General features: G+C 58.9%; 9 protein-coding genes and 1 tRNA gene. 7 read left to right on the top strand and 3 right to left on the bottom strand.

Going from position 1 to position 14867, the window contains the following annotated elements; translation table 11 throughout:
- Nucleotides 1-12 precede the first annotated feature (12 nt).
- A complete protein-coding gene (locus ACYQ2I_RS09905) occupies nt 13-1110 on the top strand; it encodes a calcium/sodium antiporter (RefSeq protein WP_460166850.1) in 1098 nt (365 codons plus the stop codon).
- 29 nt (nt 1111-1139) lie between these two features.
- On the opposite strand, the gene ACYQ2I_RS09900 is transcribed toward ACYQ2I_RS09905, so the two are convergent.
- On the bottom strand, nt 1140-3893 hold the full coding sequence (locus tag ACYQ2I_RS09900; RefSeq protein ID WP_460166849.1) for an MMPL family transporter: 2754 nt from the start codon (nt 3891-3893) through the stop codon (nt 1140-1142).
- Nucleotides 3894-4159: 266 nt separating this feature from the next.
- Here ACYQ2I_RS09900 and ACYQ2I_RS09895 point away from each other — a divergent pair, with 266 nt between their 5' ends.
- Nucleotides 4160-5293, top strand: coding sequence for a beta-agarase (locus ACYQ2I_RS09895; RefSeq protein WP_460166848.1), 1134 nt, complete (start codon nt 4160-4162; stop codon nt 5291-5293).
- A gap of 314 nt (nt 5294-5607) precedes the next feature.
- Here ACYQ2I_RS09895 and ACYQ2I_RS09890 read toward each other — a convergent pair.
- Nucleotides 5608-5681: transfer RNA gene (locus ACYQ2I_RS09890), tRNA-Arg, on the bottom strand.
- Between the two features lie 189 nt (nt 5682-5870).
- The gene (locus tag ACYQ2I_RS09885; RefSeq protein WP_460166847.1) at nt 5871-7286 is read right to left on the bottom strand and encodes a sulfatase; all 1416 of its coding nucleotides are present in this window, start codon (nt 7284-7286) and stop codon (nt 5871-5873) included.
- A 171-nt stretch (nt 7287-7457) separates the two neighbouring features.
- Here ACYQ2I_RS09885 and ACYQ2I_RS09880 point away from each other — a divergent pair, with 171 nt between their 5' ends.
- The 5 genes from ACYQ2I_RS09880 to ACYQ2I_RS09860 all read left to right on the top strand — a co-directional run bounded on the left by ACYQ2I_RS09880 (nt 7458) and on the right by ACYQ2I_RS09860 (nt 14866).
- Nucleotides 7458-8912: a sulfatase family protein gene (locus ACYQ2I_RS09880; protein WP_460166846.1), complete on the top strand. Its 1455-nt coding sequence runs from the start codon at nt 7458-7460 to the stop codon at nt 8910-8912.
- Between the two features lie 180 nt (nt 8913-9092).
- Entirely contained in the window at nt 9093-11354 is a 2262-nt protein-coding gene (locus ACYQ2I_RS09875) for an ATP-dependent helicase (protein ID WP_460166845.1), read from the top strand.
- 24 nt (nt 11355-11378) lie between these two features.
- Nucleotides 11379-12131, top strand: coding sequence for a YceH family protein (locus ACYQ2I_RS09870; protein WP_460166844.1), 753 nt, complete (start codon nt 11379-11381; stop codon nt 12129-12131).
- Nucleotides 12132-12191: 60 nt separating this feature from the next.
- On the top strand, nt 12192-13388 hold the full coding sequence (locus ACYQ2I_RS09865; RefSeq protein WP_460166843.1) for an acetate/propionate family kinase: 1197 nt from the start codon (nt 12192-12194) through the stop codon (nt 13386-13388).
- Nucleotides 13389-13555: 167 nt separating this feature from the next.
- Nucleotides 13556-14866 carry a Gfo/Idh/MocA family protein gene (locus ACYQ2I_RS09860; RefSeq protein ID WP_460166842.1) on the top strand — a complete coding sequence of 437 codons (1311 nt, stop codon included), beginning with the start codon at nt 13556-13558 and terminating at the stop codon, nt 14864-14866.
- Nucleotide 14867: the final 1 nt, after the last annotated feature.

Below are 14867 nucleotides of genomic sequence, written 5' to 3'. Positions count from 1 at the left end.
ACTGCGTGCAATATGTGGCCTTTCTTGATGTTGATCGTCGGTATTCCCCTGCTGATTGTCGGGGCAGACTTGTTGGTTCGCGGTGCCTCGGGGTTGGCGCTGGCGGCCAAGATATCGGCGCTGGTGGTGGGGCTTACGGTGGTCGCCTTCGGAACGAGCGCTCCCGAGATTGCGATCTCGGTCGATGCCGCAGCACGAGGTTTCGGCGGCGTGGCGTTAGGAAATGCGATCGGCAGCAATATTTTCAACGTGCTCTTCGTGCTGGGGCTTTCGGCGCTGGCGTCTCCGCTGGCAATTTCCGGGCAGGTACTGCGACGCGACACGCCCCTGATGATTGCGGCGTCGGTGGGCGTCTACTTAATGGCGCTCAACGGCCTTCTGAGTCGACTCGACGGCCTGATCTTGGTTACGGGACTGATCGCCTACGTTGCCTATTCACTGATCGACGGCCGACGGGTGGGCAAGGCCCGGCAACAGGAGGTGCCGGCCCTCAACGTCCCACAGGGCGCTCGGGGAATAGCCAAATGCACCGGTTTGCTGCTGCTGGGGCTCATTTTGCTGGTTATCGGCGCGCGGATGTTGGTCGACGGTGCCGTCCAATTGGCGCTGTATCTGGGCGTCAGTGAACTGGTCGTTTCGTTGACGGTTGTCGCGGCGGGCACATCGCTGCCGGAAGCGGCAACCTCGGTCATGGCGGCGATCCGCAAGGAACGCGATATCGCCGTCGGTAACATCGTCGGAAGCAATCTGTGGAACATCCTCGCTGTACTGGGAATCGGTGCCGTCGTCGCACCGAACGGCATCCAAGTTCCCCGTGAGTCGATTGCCTTCGATTTGCCGGTGATGGTGGGCGTCGGTGTCGTGTGCTTACCGCTGTTCTTCGTCGGCAAGAAACTTACGCGGATCGAAGGCGCAGGCTTGTTTGCCTACTACGTGATCTACACGACTTACGTCGTCTTGCGGGCGGTGGGCCGTGAATCGACGGCCGATGTCATGGGCAAAGCGGTCGTCTTCATCGTCCTGCCGCTTACGGCAGTGTTCCTGCTGGTACGGGTTGCACGACAACTCGCAGCCAATCGTCGAACGGAAAACGGCACGGACGATGAGTAAGCGCCCGCGGGGCCGTTCGTCGATCGCACTCAGGCGGCTTCCCGATGCGAGTGGACATCCGGCAACGGTAGGCCCGTCAGTAAATCGTCTTCGGCGGTTCCGGCCTGCGCACCTCCGGTCGGTCGATCCCGCCGCAATCGATACCACACCAACAACGCCGGCAACAGCAGCGAAGCCGTCAAACACGTCGCGATCCCGAGTGTCAACACGCGGCCCAAACTCTGCAATCCTCGATGCGAAGCCAACATCAGCGCACCGAATCCGACCATGGTCGTCAGCGAGTTGACCATGACGGCGGTAAGCGTCGACACAGACGGCCCGGAATACGTCTCCCGACAGCGTCGATAGTCGTGAACGATGTGGACGCCGTTATCGATCCCGATTCCCAAGATCAACGGCAACACGATCATGTTCGCAGGATTGAACGGGATTCCAAGATGCCCCATCAATCCGAACAAGGCGATGCCTCCGACTACCAGCGGCAGCATGGCAAGCAACACGTCCTGCACGCGGCGAAAGTCGATCAATAGAATGACGAGAATGGCTACCAGTGCATACCCGGCCGCATCGAGATAGCTTTGATTCATTTGGTGTGAGGCCTCGTAGATTTGCAACGGATTGCCCGTCACTTCGGGATCGACGGACCGCAATTGCTGGACGAATTGCTCCATCACCTCGTGGTTCCAAAAGTCGCCCGCGCAATATACCCGCACCAGATGCTTTCCTCGCGGACTGACGAATCGTCGCACGAGCGATTCCGGTAGATCCTCCAAACGCGGCGGTTCGGTGGAAACGTGCTTCCGAAGTTCTTTCAGGGCCGCCCACGTCGTCAATGCCATCCGACGCTGATGTGCATCGATGACGGCCCGGTATTGTGCATCGTTCACGCGTCCGATGTTGGCTTCCAGTCGTTGTAATTTTGCGACGAGTCTGCCTATTTGCGAATCAGACGTTGCCCCGGCATTTGCAGCAGCGATCAGAAATCGAACGGCTTGCAAGACTTGCCGTCGATCGGCGACCGGTGGAGCGGGCGGATTCTCGGGCAAAGTTCGCAAACGATCGGCGAGCCGGACCATGAGGGGCTGCTTTGCAGCCGCGTCCGAGGGAATCGCATCGGCCAACGATTCTACACGAGAAACGCTTGACAGGGCCGCGAATCGCGATTCGAGTGTCCTCGCGTGGTTTGCGTCTTCGGCCATCGACAAGGCAAAATACGCACTCGTATTCATCTTTTCGATCAGCTTTTCCTGCCAAGCGACGCTGGAAGTGCCTTCCGGCTGAAGTCGCAGCAGGTTGTAGTCGTAGCGGATCAAGGGAATTCCGATCATCAGCAAAATCGTGGCCACCCCACCCACGACGACCGTCAACCGCGGCACCGCGGTCAAGGGAGCGAACCAACTTCCCAGATCGATCAACGGGTCACCAACCGGATTCTTGCGACGCCGATCGATCAATTTGAGCATCGCCGGCAGCATGGTCATGTCTGCCGCCCAACACAGCAGAATGCCGATTCCCGCAATGATCCCCAACTCGGCGATCCCCAGGAAATCCGTAAAGGCTGCCGCCAAGAAAGCGCCCGCGGTGGTGAACGCGCCGACCGCAATGCCCGGTCCTACTGATCGCGCCGTTTCCAACAGGGCTTCATCGACGGAGCGCGTCTGCGGACGGATCGCCAAATAATGCGCCACATAATGCACCCCGTAATCGCCCAATCCGATCAGCATGGCCCCGAACGCGCTGGTGAGTATGTTCAGATGACCGACCGAGACAGTCGTAAAACCGAGCGTCCACACGACGGCAGTCACCAACGAAATCGCGATTAAGGTGGGATGTCGCCATCCCGCGAATCCCGCATAGAAGACGATCGCCACGCCGAAAAGCGCAACAACGGCGGCCGTTTGCGCCGTATTGCTAGCCTGCATTTCGTCGTATTCCAAAATCGGTAAGCCTGTAGCGCCGATCGTCAGCGACGGATCGGATTCTCGGACCTCTTTCAAAATCGCGTTCAGTTGCGTGATTGCCGGCTCGAATCTTGAAAAACTCTTCCGATCGTCCGGCCGGAAGCGAAGCATCAACAATCCCAGCTTGCCGTCGTTACTCAAAAATCGCTCGGGCAGCGACGGGAGCGGAGCCTCTGAGATCGCGTCGACTTGTATCGACTCGACTCGGGACGCAGGCGCGTTTTCGGCCAAGACCGCGTTCAACCGGTCCGCCAGTGCTTCGAGTTCTGCAAGCCGATTACCACTGTCGGAAGGAGAACCGTATTGTGCCGGTTGTGCCAGCGACGAAGCGGCACGAACCAGCGCACCTCCCAAATCGAAGCGAGCGTTCCAGTCCCCATCGGGCGGCACGGCCGATTCGACCTGTCGCACCAATGCGAGCAGGCCGGCCTGGTCAAGATAGTAAAGCCCTTTTCGCTCGAGCGCCGACGCGTCGACCTTTTCGAGCACCATACAGAAGAGGTCTTCGTGCTGTCGCAAACGCTGCGCGACGGCATCCAATCCGGCCGTGATCGCATCGGCATCCGGCCCTTCGACGACCACGTAAACGTCTTCTTCCGCACCGAATTCCTGCGTACAACGAAGCCAGCGCTGGTGGTACTCGCTGTGAGGGCTGAGAAGATCCGCGCGACTCGTGTGAAAATCCAAGAATCGATACGCCGCCGCAATCGACAGCACGGCCAGGGCCGCCGCAAGGGCCACGGTCAACCCCGGGACGCGCGTGGCAGCCCAAACGATCGCCTCCAACGGCGGTGACAACCAGAATTCGTGGCGTCGGGACATCCCGTCCCCCTGTCGAGTTCATCCTTGAATGTGCATCTTCCACGCGGCGAAACTGACGAATTCTACCCCGTCTGCGGGAATCCTCACAATACGAATCCCGGTAGGCGGTGCCGGAGCCAACCGGCAGCATGGGTAGGACAGGGAAGAAACGCGGACTACGGTTCCATCACTGTTTGACTTGAAAAAGCAGGCAAAATAGACTGTCGCTCGGCATTCTGCGACAATTCAATCGCATGCGAACTTGCGATCAAAGGATGAGTACCATCATGCGTATCGCCATTGTGGTATGGGTATGTGCCGCCCTTTTGGGGCAGGTGTTATCTGACGCGACAGCGCAAGAACGAGAAAAGGCGGTCATTCACATCGAAGAAATTGGTGGGCGATCGTGGCTTGTCGATAGCGAGGGCAGGCCGTTCTTCGCGCATGGCGTCACACACCTCGGCCACGGACACGCCGAAAACGTTTTTCACATCGCCGCTGCGTGCAAGCGGCTCGGCTTCAACGCGTATGGGTATGGTTGCCCGGATGTGCTCAAGAACGACCTCCCTTATCTCGAAGGACGCAACTTTCTCCCTATCTCGATCTACCGCGTGTCGGACGGCAGCTTTCACTATGTCGATATTTTCGATCCGGCCGTTCAGCAGCAACTTACCGCGCAGGTTCGATTGATGTGTCTTGCGAATCGTGACAACAAGAACTTGATCGGCTACTGTTGGACCGATTTGGGCGCGTGGTCCTTGAAGAATCCCACCGGGAAAAATTGGGTGCAATACATTCGCGATTTGCCGTCCGAATCGCCGGGGAGACAGTCCTACGACACCTTTCTCAAAACCTGGAAAGACGGAGACGACGAAGCACGAGACGCGGCTTTCTTGCGACGTATCGCCCGCGAGTATTTCCGGGTGCTCGGCGAAGCCAACAAAAAGTACGATCCGCATCACTTGATCTTCGGCGATCGCTTCGCATTCAACACGTTTTCACCCGAGGTGCTGGAAGAGCTGCTTCCGTGGATAGATGCCGTCGCCATTCAACCCCCGTTCCAACCCGGCTTTCCTCGACAACAGTTCGATCGTATCCATCGTTTGACCGGCAAGCCGATTTTGATCTGCGACTTCGCGATCCGCTTCAAAGAGCCCGGCAAACAAGTGCGCGGTGGGAAGTTCGCTGAATCCCCGGCCGAAGCGGGTAGGTTCTACGCCGAATACGTTCGTGAGGCCCTGCAAACGCCGTACATTCTCGGCAGCTTTTGGTGCAATCCTGTCGACTCGGCCCCCGGCTTCGGTCAGGCAGGCATCAAACAGGGGATTTTCGACCGCGGGCTGGGTCCGCGCCCGGACCTGAACACCGCTTTGATCGATCTCAACGCGTATTTGCGAAAGCACACGCCCGCGACAAACTAACCACGGATATTCCACCGGCGTCACAAACGCGGGCAGCCGTTCGGTCGCGTCGATTCAACTCGGCAATGGAGCGTTCTGGGACTCGTTTCGCCGCAAGAACCTCAACCAGGGGGGAACCGGCGCCGATCCGCGACTGGAGGCATACGAAAGAAAGGCCCGGACGCCGGCGAAGGCTATTCCCCTGCGAGTCTCCGCCGGTAGGCCACATCGGCACGGGAAAGAAAAGATCCCGATGTCGATGAAAGAGATGTTTTCGTCCCCGACAAGACGCAGCAATGACTTCCGAACTCCGGAGGGTAAGCGCAAAAAAACAGCACACCCCGCAGGGCTCGAACCTGCAACCTTCGGTTCCGTAGACCGATGCTCTATCCAATTGAGCTAGGGGTGCGCTTCGACCGATTGGCCCTCACGGGAGGGCATCCATCAGTCGTTACATTTGCCATATTAGCATTCCCACCTCGGCCTGAAAAGCCCCCTCTCGTCATTTGCGCAACCACTCGAAAGACCATGATTTAGGCGCAAGCGCCGAGTCGCCGCGGTGTCCCGAAGCGAGGCATCCGTGCTCAATTTTCGACGGTCACCCGAATCGACCGCCCAGAGTCGGTTGCCACGTTTTGGGAAGATAACGCCGGAACCGCTCTTCGATCGACCGCACATCCGGAGAGGGGGCTAAATTTCGAAACTCGTGGGGATCGTTGCGGTGGTCGTAGAGTTCTTCCGTCCCGTCGGGGTAGCGAATATATCGCCACCGCCCGTCGGTAATGGAGAAGTACCCTTCGCCGTATGTCGTTATCGCCGGATGCGGCCACGCGGTGTTCGGATCTTCCAAGAGCGGCAGCAGGCTGTGCCCGTCCAACGGCTGCTTTGGTAGCCGCAACCGACAATACTCGACCAACGTTACAAACAAGTCGATGGAACCGACCGGCGCAGTGCAAACCGATCCGGCATGGGCGTGGTCGGGGAGCCGCACAATCATCGGCGTCCGGGCGCTTTGTTCCCAGAGGGTGTTTTTTTCCCAGTGGTTTTTTTCGCCGCAATGATAGCCGTTGTCGGACCAGAAGATCACGATCGTGTTGTTGCGATACGAACTATCGTCCAGCGCTTCGACGAGCCGGCCGATGTTCCAGTCGGCGAACATCGTGCATGCCAGGTATCCGCGGAGTAGCGTGCGCCAGGTTTCCGGCGTCTCACGCCCGCTTACTTCCCAGCGTCGGCCCCACACAGATGCCAATTGCCTGCCGAGTTCGGGGACATCGGCCAAATCACCCTGTCGCCATCCGGGGACGGGTACCGATACTTCCTCGATGGGACACATCTCGAAGAAACGGCGGGGGGCGGTAAAAGGCGTATGCGGCCGCCATAGGCCCAGGGCCAGGAAGAACGGTTTGCCGTGGTCTTTGCGAAGAAAATCGACGGCAGCATCGGTGTTGACGACGTCCGGAAACACCGAATCGTCATCGAACGCTTGGGTCCCCCAAAACTTACCGGCGATCTGGTGCGCTTCGTCGGGAAACGGACCGAAACCGCCTCCGAACGGATCATTGTCCCACATCGCCTTCTTTCGCTCGGGCGTCACCGGGGCATGGGTCAGCTTGCCGCGTCCGAAGGTCGTATAACCCGACGCGCGGAAAACTTCCGGCAGCGACTCGATATTCCCAAAAGCGGATTTCGTCCAAGGATCACTGCCGTTGAGATACGCTCCGGTATGGTGAGGATAACGTCCGCTGAAGACGGCCGCCCGCGATGCCACGCAAACGGGAGCCGCGCAATAAGCCTTGCAGAACGTAATACCTTGCCGGGCGAGTTTATCGAGACCGGGGGTTCGCAATATGGGAAAATCGCCGTCAAAGGGATAGCTGTTCATGTCGTCGGCAATGATGAACACCACATTCGGGCGATCCGAATTCCCACGCGAGGAACCGCCTGCTGCGAAGCCCGGCTGACCAAGCATCGACAAGGCGGCAAGCGCGCACCAGAACCACACATTTTTCATTTCCTATCCCCCACAATTACACATTCTCTGGAAAGACTGTGCACAAGGCTCCCGCCGAGCAATTAGTATATGCATGACGGAAGCGATTCCCTGCTCCGCACTTGCTCGCGTCGAATTTTTTCGCTCGAGCGAGAGCAAAGGCTCGACCCTGCAAATACCACGGGTGTTGTCATGAATCGAATTGCGCAGCGGCGACTCTTTGTACGGGCTGTCGTAGCCGTGTTCTGTTTGGCCGTCTTAATTTGTGCACGGCGAGGTAGCTCGGGGGAACGCCCGAACATCATCCTGATGATGGCCGACGATCTGGGGTGGGGGGATACCGGCTACAACGGTCACCCCGTAATCAAAACACCGAACCTGGACCAAATGAGCCGAGAGGGGCTTCGCTTCGACCGGTTCTATGCAGGCTCAGCGGTGTGCAGTCCGACGCGCGGATCGTGTTTGACGGGAAGGCATCCCTACCGATACGGCATACCGACGGCCAACGCCGGACACCTGAAGGCCGAAGAAATCTGCCTGGCCGAAGTCCTCAAAGCAAAGGGCTACGCAACCGGGCATTTCGGAAAATGGCACTTGGGAACATTGTCGCCGGACTATTCGGGCAAAGGGCCCGGGCGCCATCCCGAACTCCACTATTCGACGCCGGGCATGAACGGTTTCGACGAGTGGTTCAGTACCGAATTTGCCGTTGCCACGTGGGATCCCTACGCTCCCGAAAACTCACATCTTTCGAAATCGATGCCGTGGGACCCGCGCGCTTTATACTGGCACAACGGTAAGAACGTCGAAGGGCCACTAACCGGTTGCGACTCGAAAATCATCATGGATCGAGCACTGCCCTTTATCGAAAGGGCGGCGGGCGAAAAAACACCGTTTTTTGCCGTAATTTGGTTTCACGCTCCCCATCAGCCGGTCGTCGGCGGCCCCGAATACCGGGCGATGTATAAAGATCGTTCCGAAAACGAGCAGCACTACTACGCTGTCGTCACGGCCATGGACGAGCAGATCGGCCGGCTGCGCAACAAGCTCGAAGAGTTGGGGGTCGCGGATGACACGATGCTGTGGTTTTGCTCCGACAACGGTCCCGAAGGCAACCCGGGGCCGTCCGGTCGCTCACAGGGGACGGCAGGACCTTTTCGCGGCCGGAAACGTTCCCTGTACGAAGGTGGCGTGCGCGTGCCGGGACTGCTGGTATGGCCGGAGAAGGTCCGAAACCCCCGAGTCGTCGACGTCCCGTGCGTGACCAGTGATTATTTCCCCACGATTCTCGCCGCCGTCGGGCTGGAAATGCCGCAGGACCGTCCGTACGACGGCGTGAACCTGATGCCGCTGATCGAAGGCAAGATGACGGAACGTCCGCGTCCCATCGCATTCCAATACGGAACACAGGTCAGCTTGACCGACAATCGCTTCAAACTCGTTCACAATCTCTCGAAGAAGCGGCCGCGGTCGGACAACGGTACGTGCCCGTTCTCGGAATGGGAACTCTACGATTTGGCGAACGACCCAAGCGAGACGACGAACGTGGCTGCGAAGTATCCCGAGATCGTCGCCCGCATGAGAGAAACGCTCGCTGAGTGGCAGGAATCTTGTCGGCGCAGCGCCGAGGGGGCCGATTACCACTGATTCCGGCCTCTTGCGGCACTCCTTCGATTGCCGGTACCATGGGCCAAATACTCGGGGCCGCATGCTCTCCGGCGGCGCAGCACGTCGCCGAATTCTCCTAGTGCGGCCTAATTCGTCGGAAACGGCACGGAAAGGCGTCGTTCGGCGGCTTTCCGGTGGAATATTCGACAAGGAAGGCTCATGGATCGTAGTCGGCTGTTGGAAGGATTGACCGAAGCCCAGCGAGAAGCGGTGACGCATGTCGAGGGGCCGTTGCTCATCTTGGCCGGTCCGGGAAGTGGAAAAACCCGCGTGGTAACCCACCGGATCGCGAACCTATTGTGCGAGGGCATTTCGGACCGTCGAATCTTGGCCCTGACCTTCACAAACAAGGCGGCCCAAGAGATGAAGGAGCGGGTGGCCGCCCTCGTTCCCGGAAGTCGCGTGTGGGTCGGCACGTTCCATCGCTTTGCGGCCCAAATGCTGAGGCGCTACGCCCAGGTCGTCGGACTGGAACCGAATTACACCATTTACGACAAGGATCAAAGCCTGCGAGCGTTGCGCACCGTGTTGGGGCGGGCAAAATTGGACTTGGGACAACACACGCCCGACCAGGTCGCCAATGCCATTAGTTGGGCCAAGAGTCGCCTCATAAGTCCCGAAGCTTTTGAGCCACGGCGAGGAAGCGAACTGGGAGATATCGTTAAAACCGTATACGGCCTTTATCAACGGCAGCTTTTGCAATCGAATGCCGTCGATTTCGACGATCTGCTGTTCCATCTCGCGACCATCCTCAAGAAAGAGCCCGAGATCCGCAAAGAGCTGGACGAACGGTACCAGTTCGTGATGGTCGACGAATACCAAGACACGAACCTCGTCCAATATGCTATTGCCAGGGCGTTGTCGATCGATCATCCGAACCTGGCCGTAACGGGCGATCCCGACCAATCGATCTACGGTTGGCGCGGGGCCAACTTGCAAAATATCCTCGATTTCGAACGCGACTATCCCAAGGTCAAGGTCGTCCGCCTCGAACGAAACTACCGCAGCACGAAACGCATTTTGCGCGTGGCCGATGCTCTCATTCGTCACAACGTGCGGCGCAAGCAGAAAGAACTGTACACACACAACGACGAAGGACCGCCGGTCCGGCTGCGGACGTACGTGGACCAGGACGCCGAAGCCCGCGACATTGCGCGTCGCATTGCTTCGGCCGTGCGAGAGAATCGCCGTCGTCCAGCCGATTTTGCCATCTTCTATCGCGTCAACGCGCTGTCGCGTGCATTCGAGACGGCGCTTCAACAACAGGGAATCCCGTATCAGGTCGTCAACGGCGTCGCATTCTTCCAACGCAAGGAAGTCAAAGACGTCATCGCCTATCTGCAACTCTTGAACAACTCTCGCGACAACGTGGCTTTCTTGCGCGTCATCAACAATCCGCCGCGGGGAATCGGGGCCACGACGTTGCGGCATTTGGACGGGTTTGCGTCGGTGCACGGTCTGTCGCTGTTCGAGGCCGCAAGGCGAATCGACGAGGTCAACGGCATTACGAAACGTTCGGCTGCCGCCGTCAAGCAATTCGTCGACATGATGGATCGTTTGGCGTGCCACGCGACGGCCCCGATGGAAGAGCTCATGGGCCTGGTTCTCAGCGAATCGGGCTACAAGGCGCAGTTTGAAAACTCGACCAGCGAGGAAGACCTCCAGCGTTGCGAAAACATCGAAGAGCTGCTGACGGTAGCCCGACAATTCGATGAGAATCATCCGCCGGAAGACGGCCTCGACGCGTTTCTCGAAGAGGTAAGCCTCGTCAACGATACCGACAATTTCGAAGACACGAACAACCGCGTCACATTGATGACGTTGCATGCATCGAAGGGGCTGGAATTTCCGGTCGTTTTTCTGGTCGCCCTGGAACAGGGGCTATTGCCTCATGAGCGCAGCCGGGACAATCCGGACCAACTTGAAGAAGAACGACGTCTTTTGTTCGTCGGGATCACGCGGGCTCAAGAGGAACTGTACTTGTCCCGTGCCGCGTATCGCGATTTTCGCGGCCAGCGACGTTTGACCGTACCCAGCGCATTCTTGATGGAGCTGCCCCGCGACGAGATCATCGTCGAGCAGGATGACGACGTTCCCATGGTTCTGGGGAACGATTCGAGTATTCCGGGGGCCGGTTCCGAGCGAGTTCCCTCGCGTCGCCCGATCAACGACAAACCCCAAGCCTCGCCCACGGCGTTCCGAACCGGTGCTGAAATGGCGGGCAACTCGAGGGCCGTGTCCGGGCCTGACGCCTTCACCCAGGGAATGGTCGTATGCCACCCCAAACATGGCGTAGGCCGAATCGTCGCTCTCAGTGGAAACGGTGCCAATCGCAAGGCCACCGTCGAATTCGGCGGGCGGACGGGGCGAGTGAAATTCGTCTTGTCGAAAGCGCCGCTGAAACCGTTGAAGAAAAAGTGATCGCTTCTCCGGAGGAAAACCAAGATGTTTTCGGATTCGACTCACCCGGATGACAGCTCGGAATCGTCCCCGGTTCAATGGCGACCATTGTCGAAAGTGGAGCGGCGCGTTGCCGGTGTTTTGATCGAAAAGGCGAAAACGACTCCGGCAAATTATCCGCTCACGCTCAACGCCGTCGTCACAGCGTGCAACCAAAAGAGCAATCGCGATCCGATTATGCAGTTGGATGAAGAAACGGCGCTTTCCGCCCTGGAAAGTCTGGCCGCCGCCGGAGCCGTGGGGATTGTTCAAGGAGCCGGTCGCGTCGAAAAGTATCGCCATTATTTGTACGAGTGGCTCGGTGTAACCAAGGTGGAACTCTCCGTCATCGCCGAGTTGTTGCTGCGCGGTCCGCAAACGCTCGGCGAACTTCGAAGTCGGGTATCGCGAATGGATAAGATAGCCAGCCTCGAAGAGATGGGGCAGATTGTCGACGGTTTGATCGACAAGGGGTTGGTGCGTTATTTGCGCTCGACGGGGCGAGCAAAACTCGTAACGGACCTGCTGTATTCCGAAGAAGACATGAAACGTCTCGAAGCAAAATACAGCGCCGATACCACCGTTTCCGCAGGTGTCGAACGTCCCTCGCCTCCTGCAAGCGTGAAGGATTCCCGCCTCAGCGAACTCGAGGAACGGATCGCTTGCCAGTCGCGACAGATCGAATCGTTGCAAGCCGATGTCGAGTTTCTATTTCGCGAACTTGGGTTGCAGCGACCCGAGCACGATTCGGCGGGCTGAGGTGTCGCTCTACGACGTCCCGGAGGTCGCTGGAGTGCTTCGCCGGAGGTTGAAACGGCAATGAAAATTCTCGTATTGAACGCCGGCTCGAGCAGCGTAAAGGTCGCGATCTTCGACTGGGATTCTCTGGAAGAGCAGGCGGGCGGTTTGGTCGACTTTACGGCGAAGGAAGGCAAGGTCTTGATCGTTTGGACCACCGCCGGAGAAGAACGTATTCGGCGCGAATTGGAAATCACCGGCTACCGCGAGGCCGTTGCCGAATCGTTCGTCATGATGCGGCAAGCCGGATTGCTGGGCAGCGATGAGCAGGTGGCGGCAGTCGGTCATCGGTTGATCGTCGGCGGGGAACGTTATCGCTGTCCGGTCGTGCTCGACGCAGACGTGCGAGAAGAGATCGTCCGCCACACGAACCTGGCACCGCTGCATATTCCCGCCGGGCTTTCTGCGGTCGAAGCCGCCGAAGCTGCCTTTCCCGATGCCGTTCAGGTCGGTGTGTTCGACACGGCATTCTACGGCGATCTGCCCCCCACCGAGTACCTGTACCCCTTGCCGTACCGATGGTACGAAGAATGGGGCATTCGCCGCTGGGGCTATCACGGCACGAGTCATGCGTGGGCGTTGGAACGTGCCGCCCAAATGCTCGAGCGGAATCCCTCCGACTTGCGAGTCATTTCTGTCCATTTGGGGCAGGGGGCGTCGGCAACGGCGGTCGATCGCGGCCGCGCCGTTGCCAATACGATGGGCTATACCCCGCTCGAAGGCCTGATGATGGGAACGCGGTGCGGGTCGGTCGATCCCGGAGTTCTGACGCACGTCCTCCTCAACCGCGGAATGACTCCGGAACAACTGGAAAAGACGTTGCATCGAGAGTCCGGATTACTAGGTGTTTCCGGCGTCTCGGGTGACTTTCGGGCCGTCGAAACGGCTGCCGCCGAAGGGAATGCGCGGGCGAAGCTCGCCCTCGATATGTACGCTTCGCGCGTGCGTGCGGCAATCGGCGCGTTGGCCGTCCAATTGGGAGGACTCGAGGCCTTGGTGTTCACCGGTCGCATCGGAGAAAACGCGGTCGGCTTGCGAGCGGACGTCTGCCGCGGCCTCGAATGCCTCGGAATTACCTTGGATCCCGATCGAAACGCCTCGTGCCGCCCCGATGCAGACATCACGCGGTGCGAAGCCGGTGCGACTCCGAGAATTCTCGTCATTCGCAGTCGCGAAAATTTCGTGATTGCTCGGGCTGCCCGGGAACTGGCGTCGTAGCCGGGAATCGCGAGGTCCACAAGCCGTCCTACCTTTTAGCAAGTAACGCGTGAACCCTCGCCTTCCATTGATTGACAAGGCTTTCTAAGCGGATCACACTTAGGGCGTTGTCCGTCCCCCCGAAGCCGTATCCCGCCACTGTATTGAATCCCCCACGGAGAGTCGTCATGAAACACAGGACAGCGAATCGACGGGATTTTCTGAAGACCACCGCAGCCGGTGCGGCCGTTGCGGGAACGGTGTCTCTCGCACGAGCTTCCCATGCGGCGGGATCCGACGAACTCAAAATCGCGCTAATCGGTTGCGGAGGACGCGGGACCGGTGCCGCCATCAACGCCCTCAATAACGCCGCGGGCGTGAAGCTGAAGCTGATCGCCATGGCCGATGCGTTCTCCTCGCGCTTGGAAGCGAGCTTGAAGGCCATCGGCACACGCCACCCGGACCTCGTCGATGTCCCGCCCGAACGACAATTCGTGGGACTCGAAGCCTACAAAGAGGTGATGGCGACCGATGCCGATATCGTCCTCTTGTGCACGCCGCCCGGTTTTCGCCCTCAGCAATTCGAGGCCGCGGTAGCCGCCGGCAAACACATCTTCACCGAAAAACCGCTCGCCGTCGACGGCCCGGGAATCCGCCGAATTCAGGCTGCCAACGAACAAGCCAAGGCGAAGGGATTGATCGTGGCCGTGGGGCACCATTTGCGCCACGAGGTGAAGCACATCGAAATCATGAAGCGTGTACACGACGGCGCGATCGGCAAATTGAAATTCCTGCGGGCGTATTTCAATTCGGCCGGAGTGTGGGTGCGTCCTCGCCGTGAAGGGCAAACTGAAATGGAATACCAGGTCATGAACTGGTACTACTTCACATGGCTCAGCGGCGATCACATTGTCGAACAGCACGTACACGACCTCGATGTGTGCAATTGGTTCATGCAAGACCAGCACCCGATCGAGGCGCAAGGCATGGGCGGTCGTCAGTTCCGCATCGGTCCCGACTATGGAGAGATATTCGATCATCATGCCGTCGAGTTTACGTACCCCGACGGCACAAAGGCCTATAGCTATTGCAGGCACACGCCCAATTGCTGGAACAGCTTCTCGGAACACGCCCACGGAACGAAGGGATACGCGAGCGTCCAAGGTCACGGCCAAGCCGAGCTGGTTATCGACGGTCAAGAATCGCAAAAATGGGATCGTGGACCGGACGGCCATCAGCTCGAGTGGGACCACATGCTGGCCGCTCTCAGCGCCGGCGAAAAGTACAACGAGGTCGACACGCGACTACCGGCCACGATCATGGCCATCATGGGTCGCATGGCTACGTACTCGGGAAAAATTGTCACTTGGGATGACGTGGTCCAATCTGAACTGGATTTGTCGCCCTCGGGGTACACCTGGGATGCCGAGCCGCAACCCAAACCGGGGCCGGACGGCCTCTACCCCTGCGCCGTCCCGGGTATCACGAAAGCGTGGTGAG

This window comes from Thermostilla marina, from assembly GCF_054657455.1.
This window is presented reverse-complemented; position numbering and strand designations above follow the sequence as displayed.

Bases quoted from the DNA above. Each gene is read 5' to 3' on its own strand.
- ACYQ2I_RS09885 (WP_460166847.1), bottom strand. From the start codon at position 7,286: ATGAAAAATGTGTGGTTCTGGTGCGCGCTTGCCGCCTTGTCGATGCTT.
- ACYQ2I_RS09860 (WP_460166842.1), top strand. From the start codon at position 13,556: ATGAAACACAGGACAGCGAATCGACGGGATTTTCTGAAGACCACCGCA.
- ACYQ2I_RS09880 (WP_460166846.1), top strand. From the start codon at position 7,458: ATGAATCGAATTGCGCAGCGGCGACTCTTTGTACGGGCTGTCGTAGCC.
- ACYQ2I_RS09895 (WP_460166848.1), top strand. From the start codon at position 4,160: ATGCGTATCGCCATTGTGGTATGGGTATGTGCCGCCCTTTTGGGGCAG.
- ACYQ2I_RS09900 (WP_460166849.1), bottom strand. From the start codon at position 3,893: ATGTCCCGACGCCACGAATTCTGGTTGTCACCGCCGTTGGAGGCGATC.
- ACYQ2I_RS09905 (WP_460166850.1), top strand. From the start codon at position 13: ATGTGGCCTTTCTTGATGTTGATCGTCGGTATTCCCCTGCTGATTGTC.
- ACYQ2I_RS09870 (WP_460166844.1), top strand. From the start codon at position 11,379: ATGTTTTCGGATTCGACTCACCCGGATGACAGCTCGGAATCGTCCCCG.
- ACYQ2I_RS09865 (WP_460166843.1), top strand. From the start codon at position 12,192: ATGAAAATTCTCGTATTGAACGCCGGCTCGAGCAGCGTAAAGGTCGCG.
- ACYQ2I_RS09875 (WP_460166845.1), top strand. From the start codon at position 9,093: ATGGATCGTAGTCGGCTGTTGGAAGGATTGACCGAAGCCCAGCGAGAA.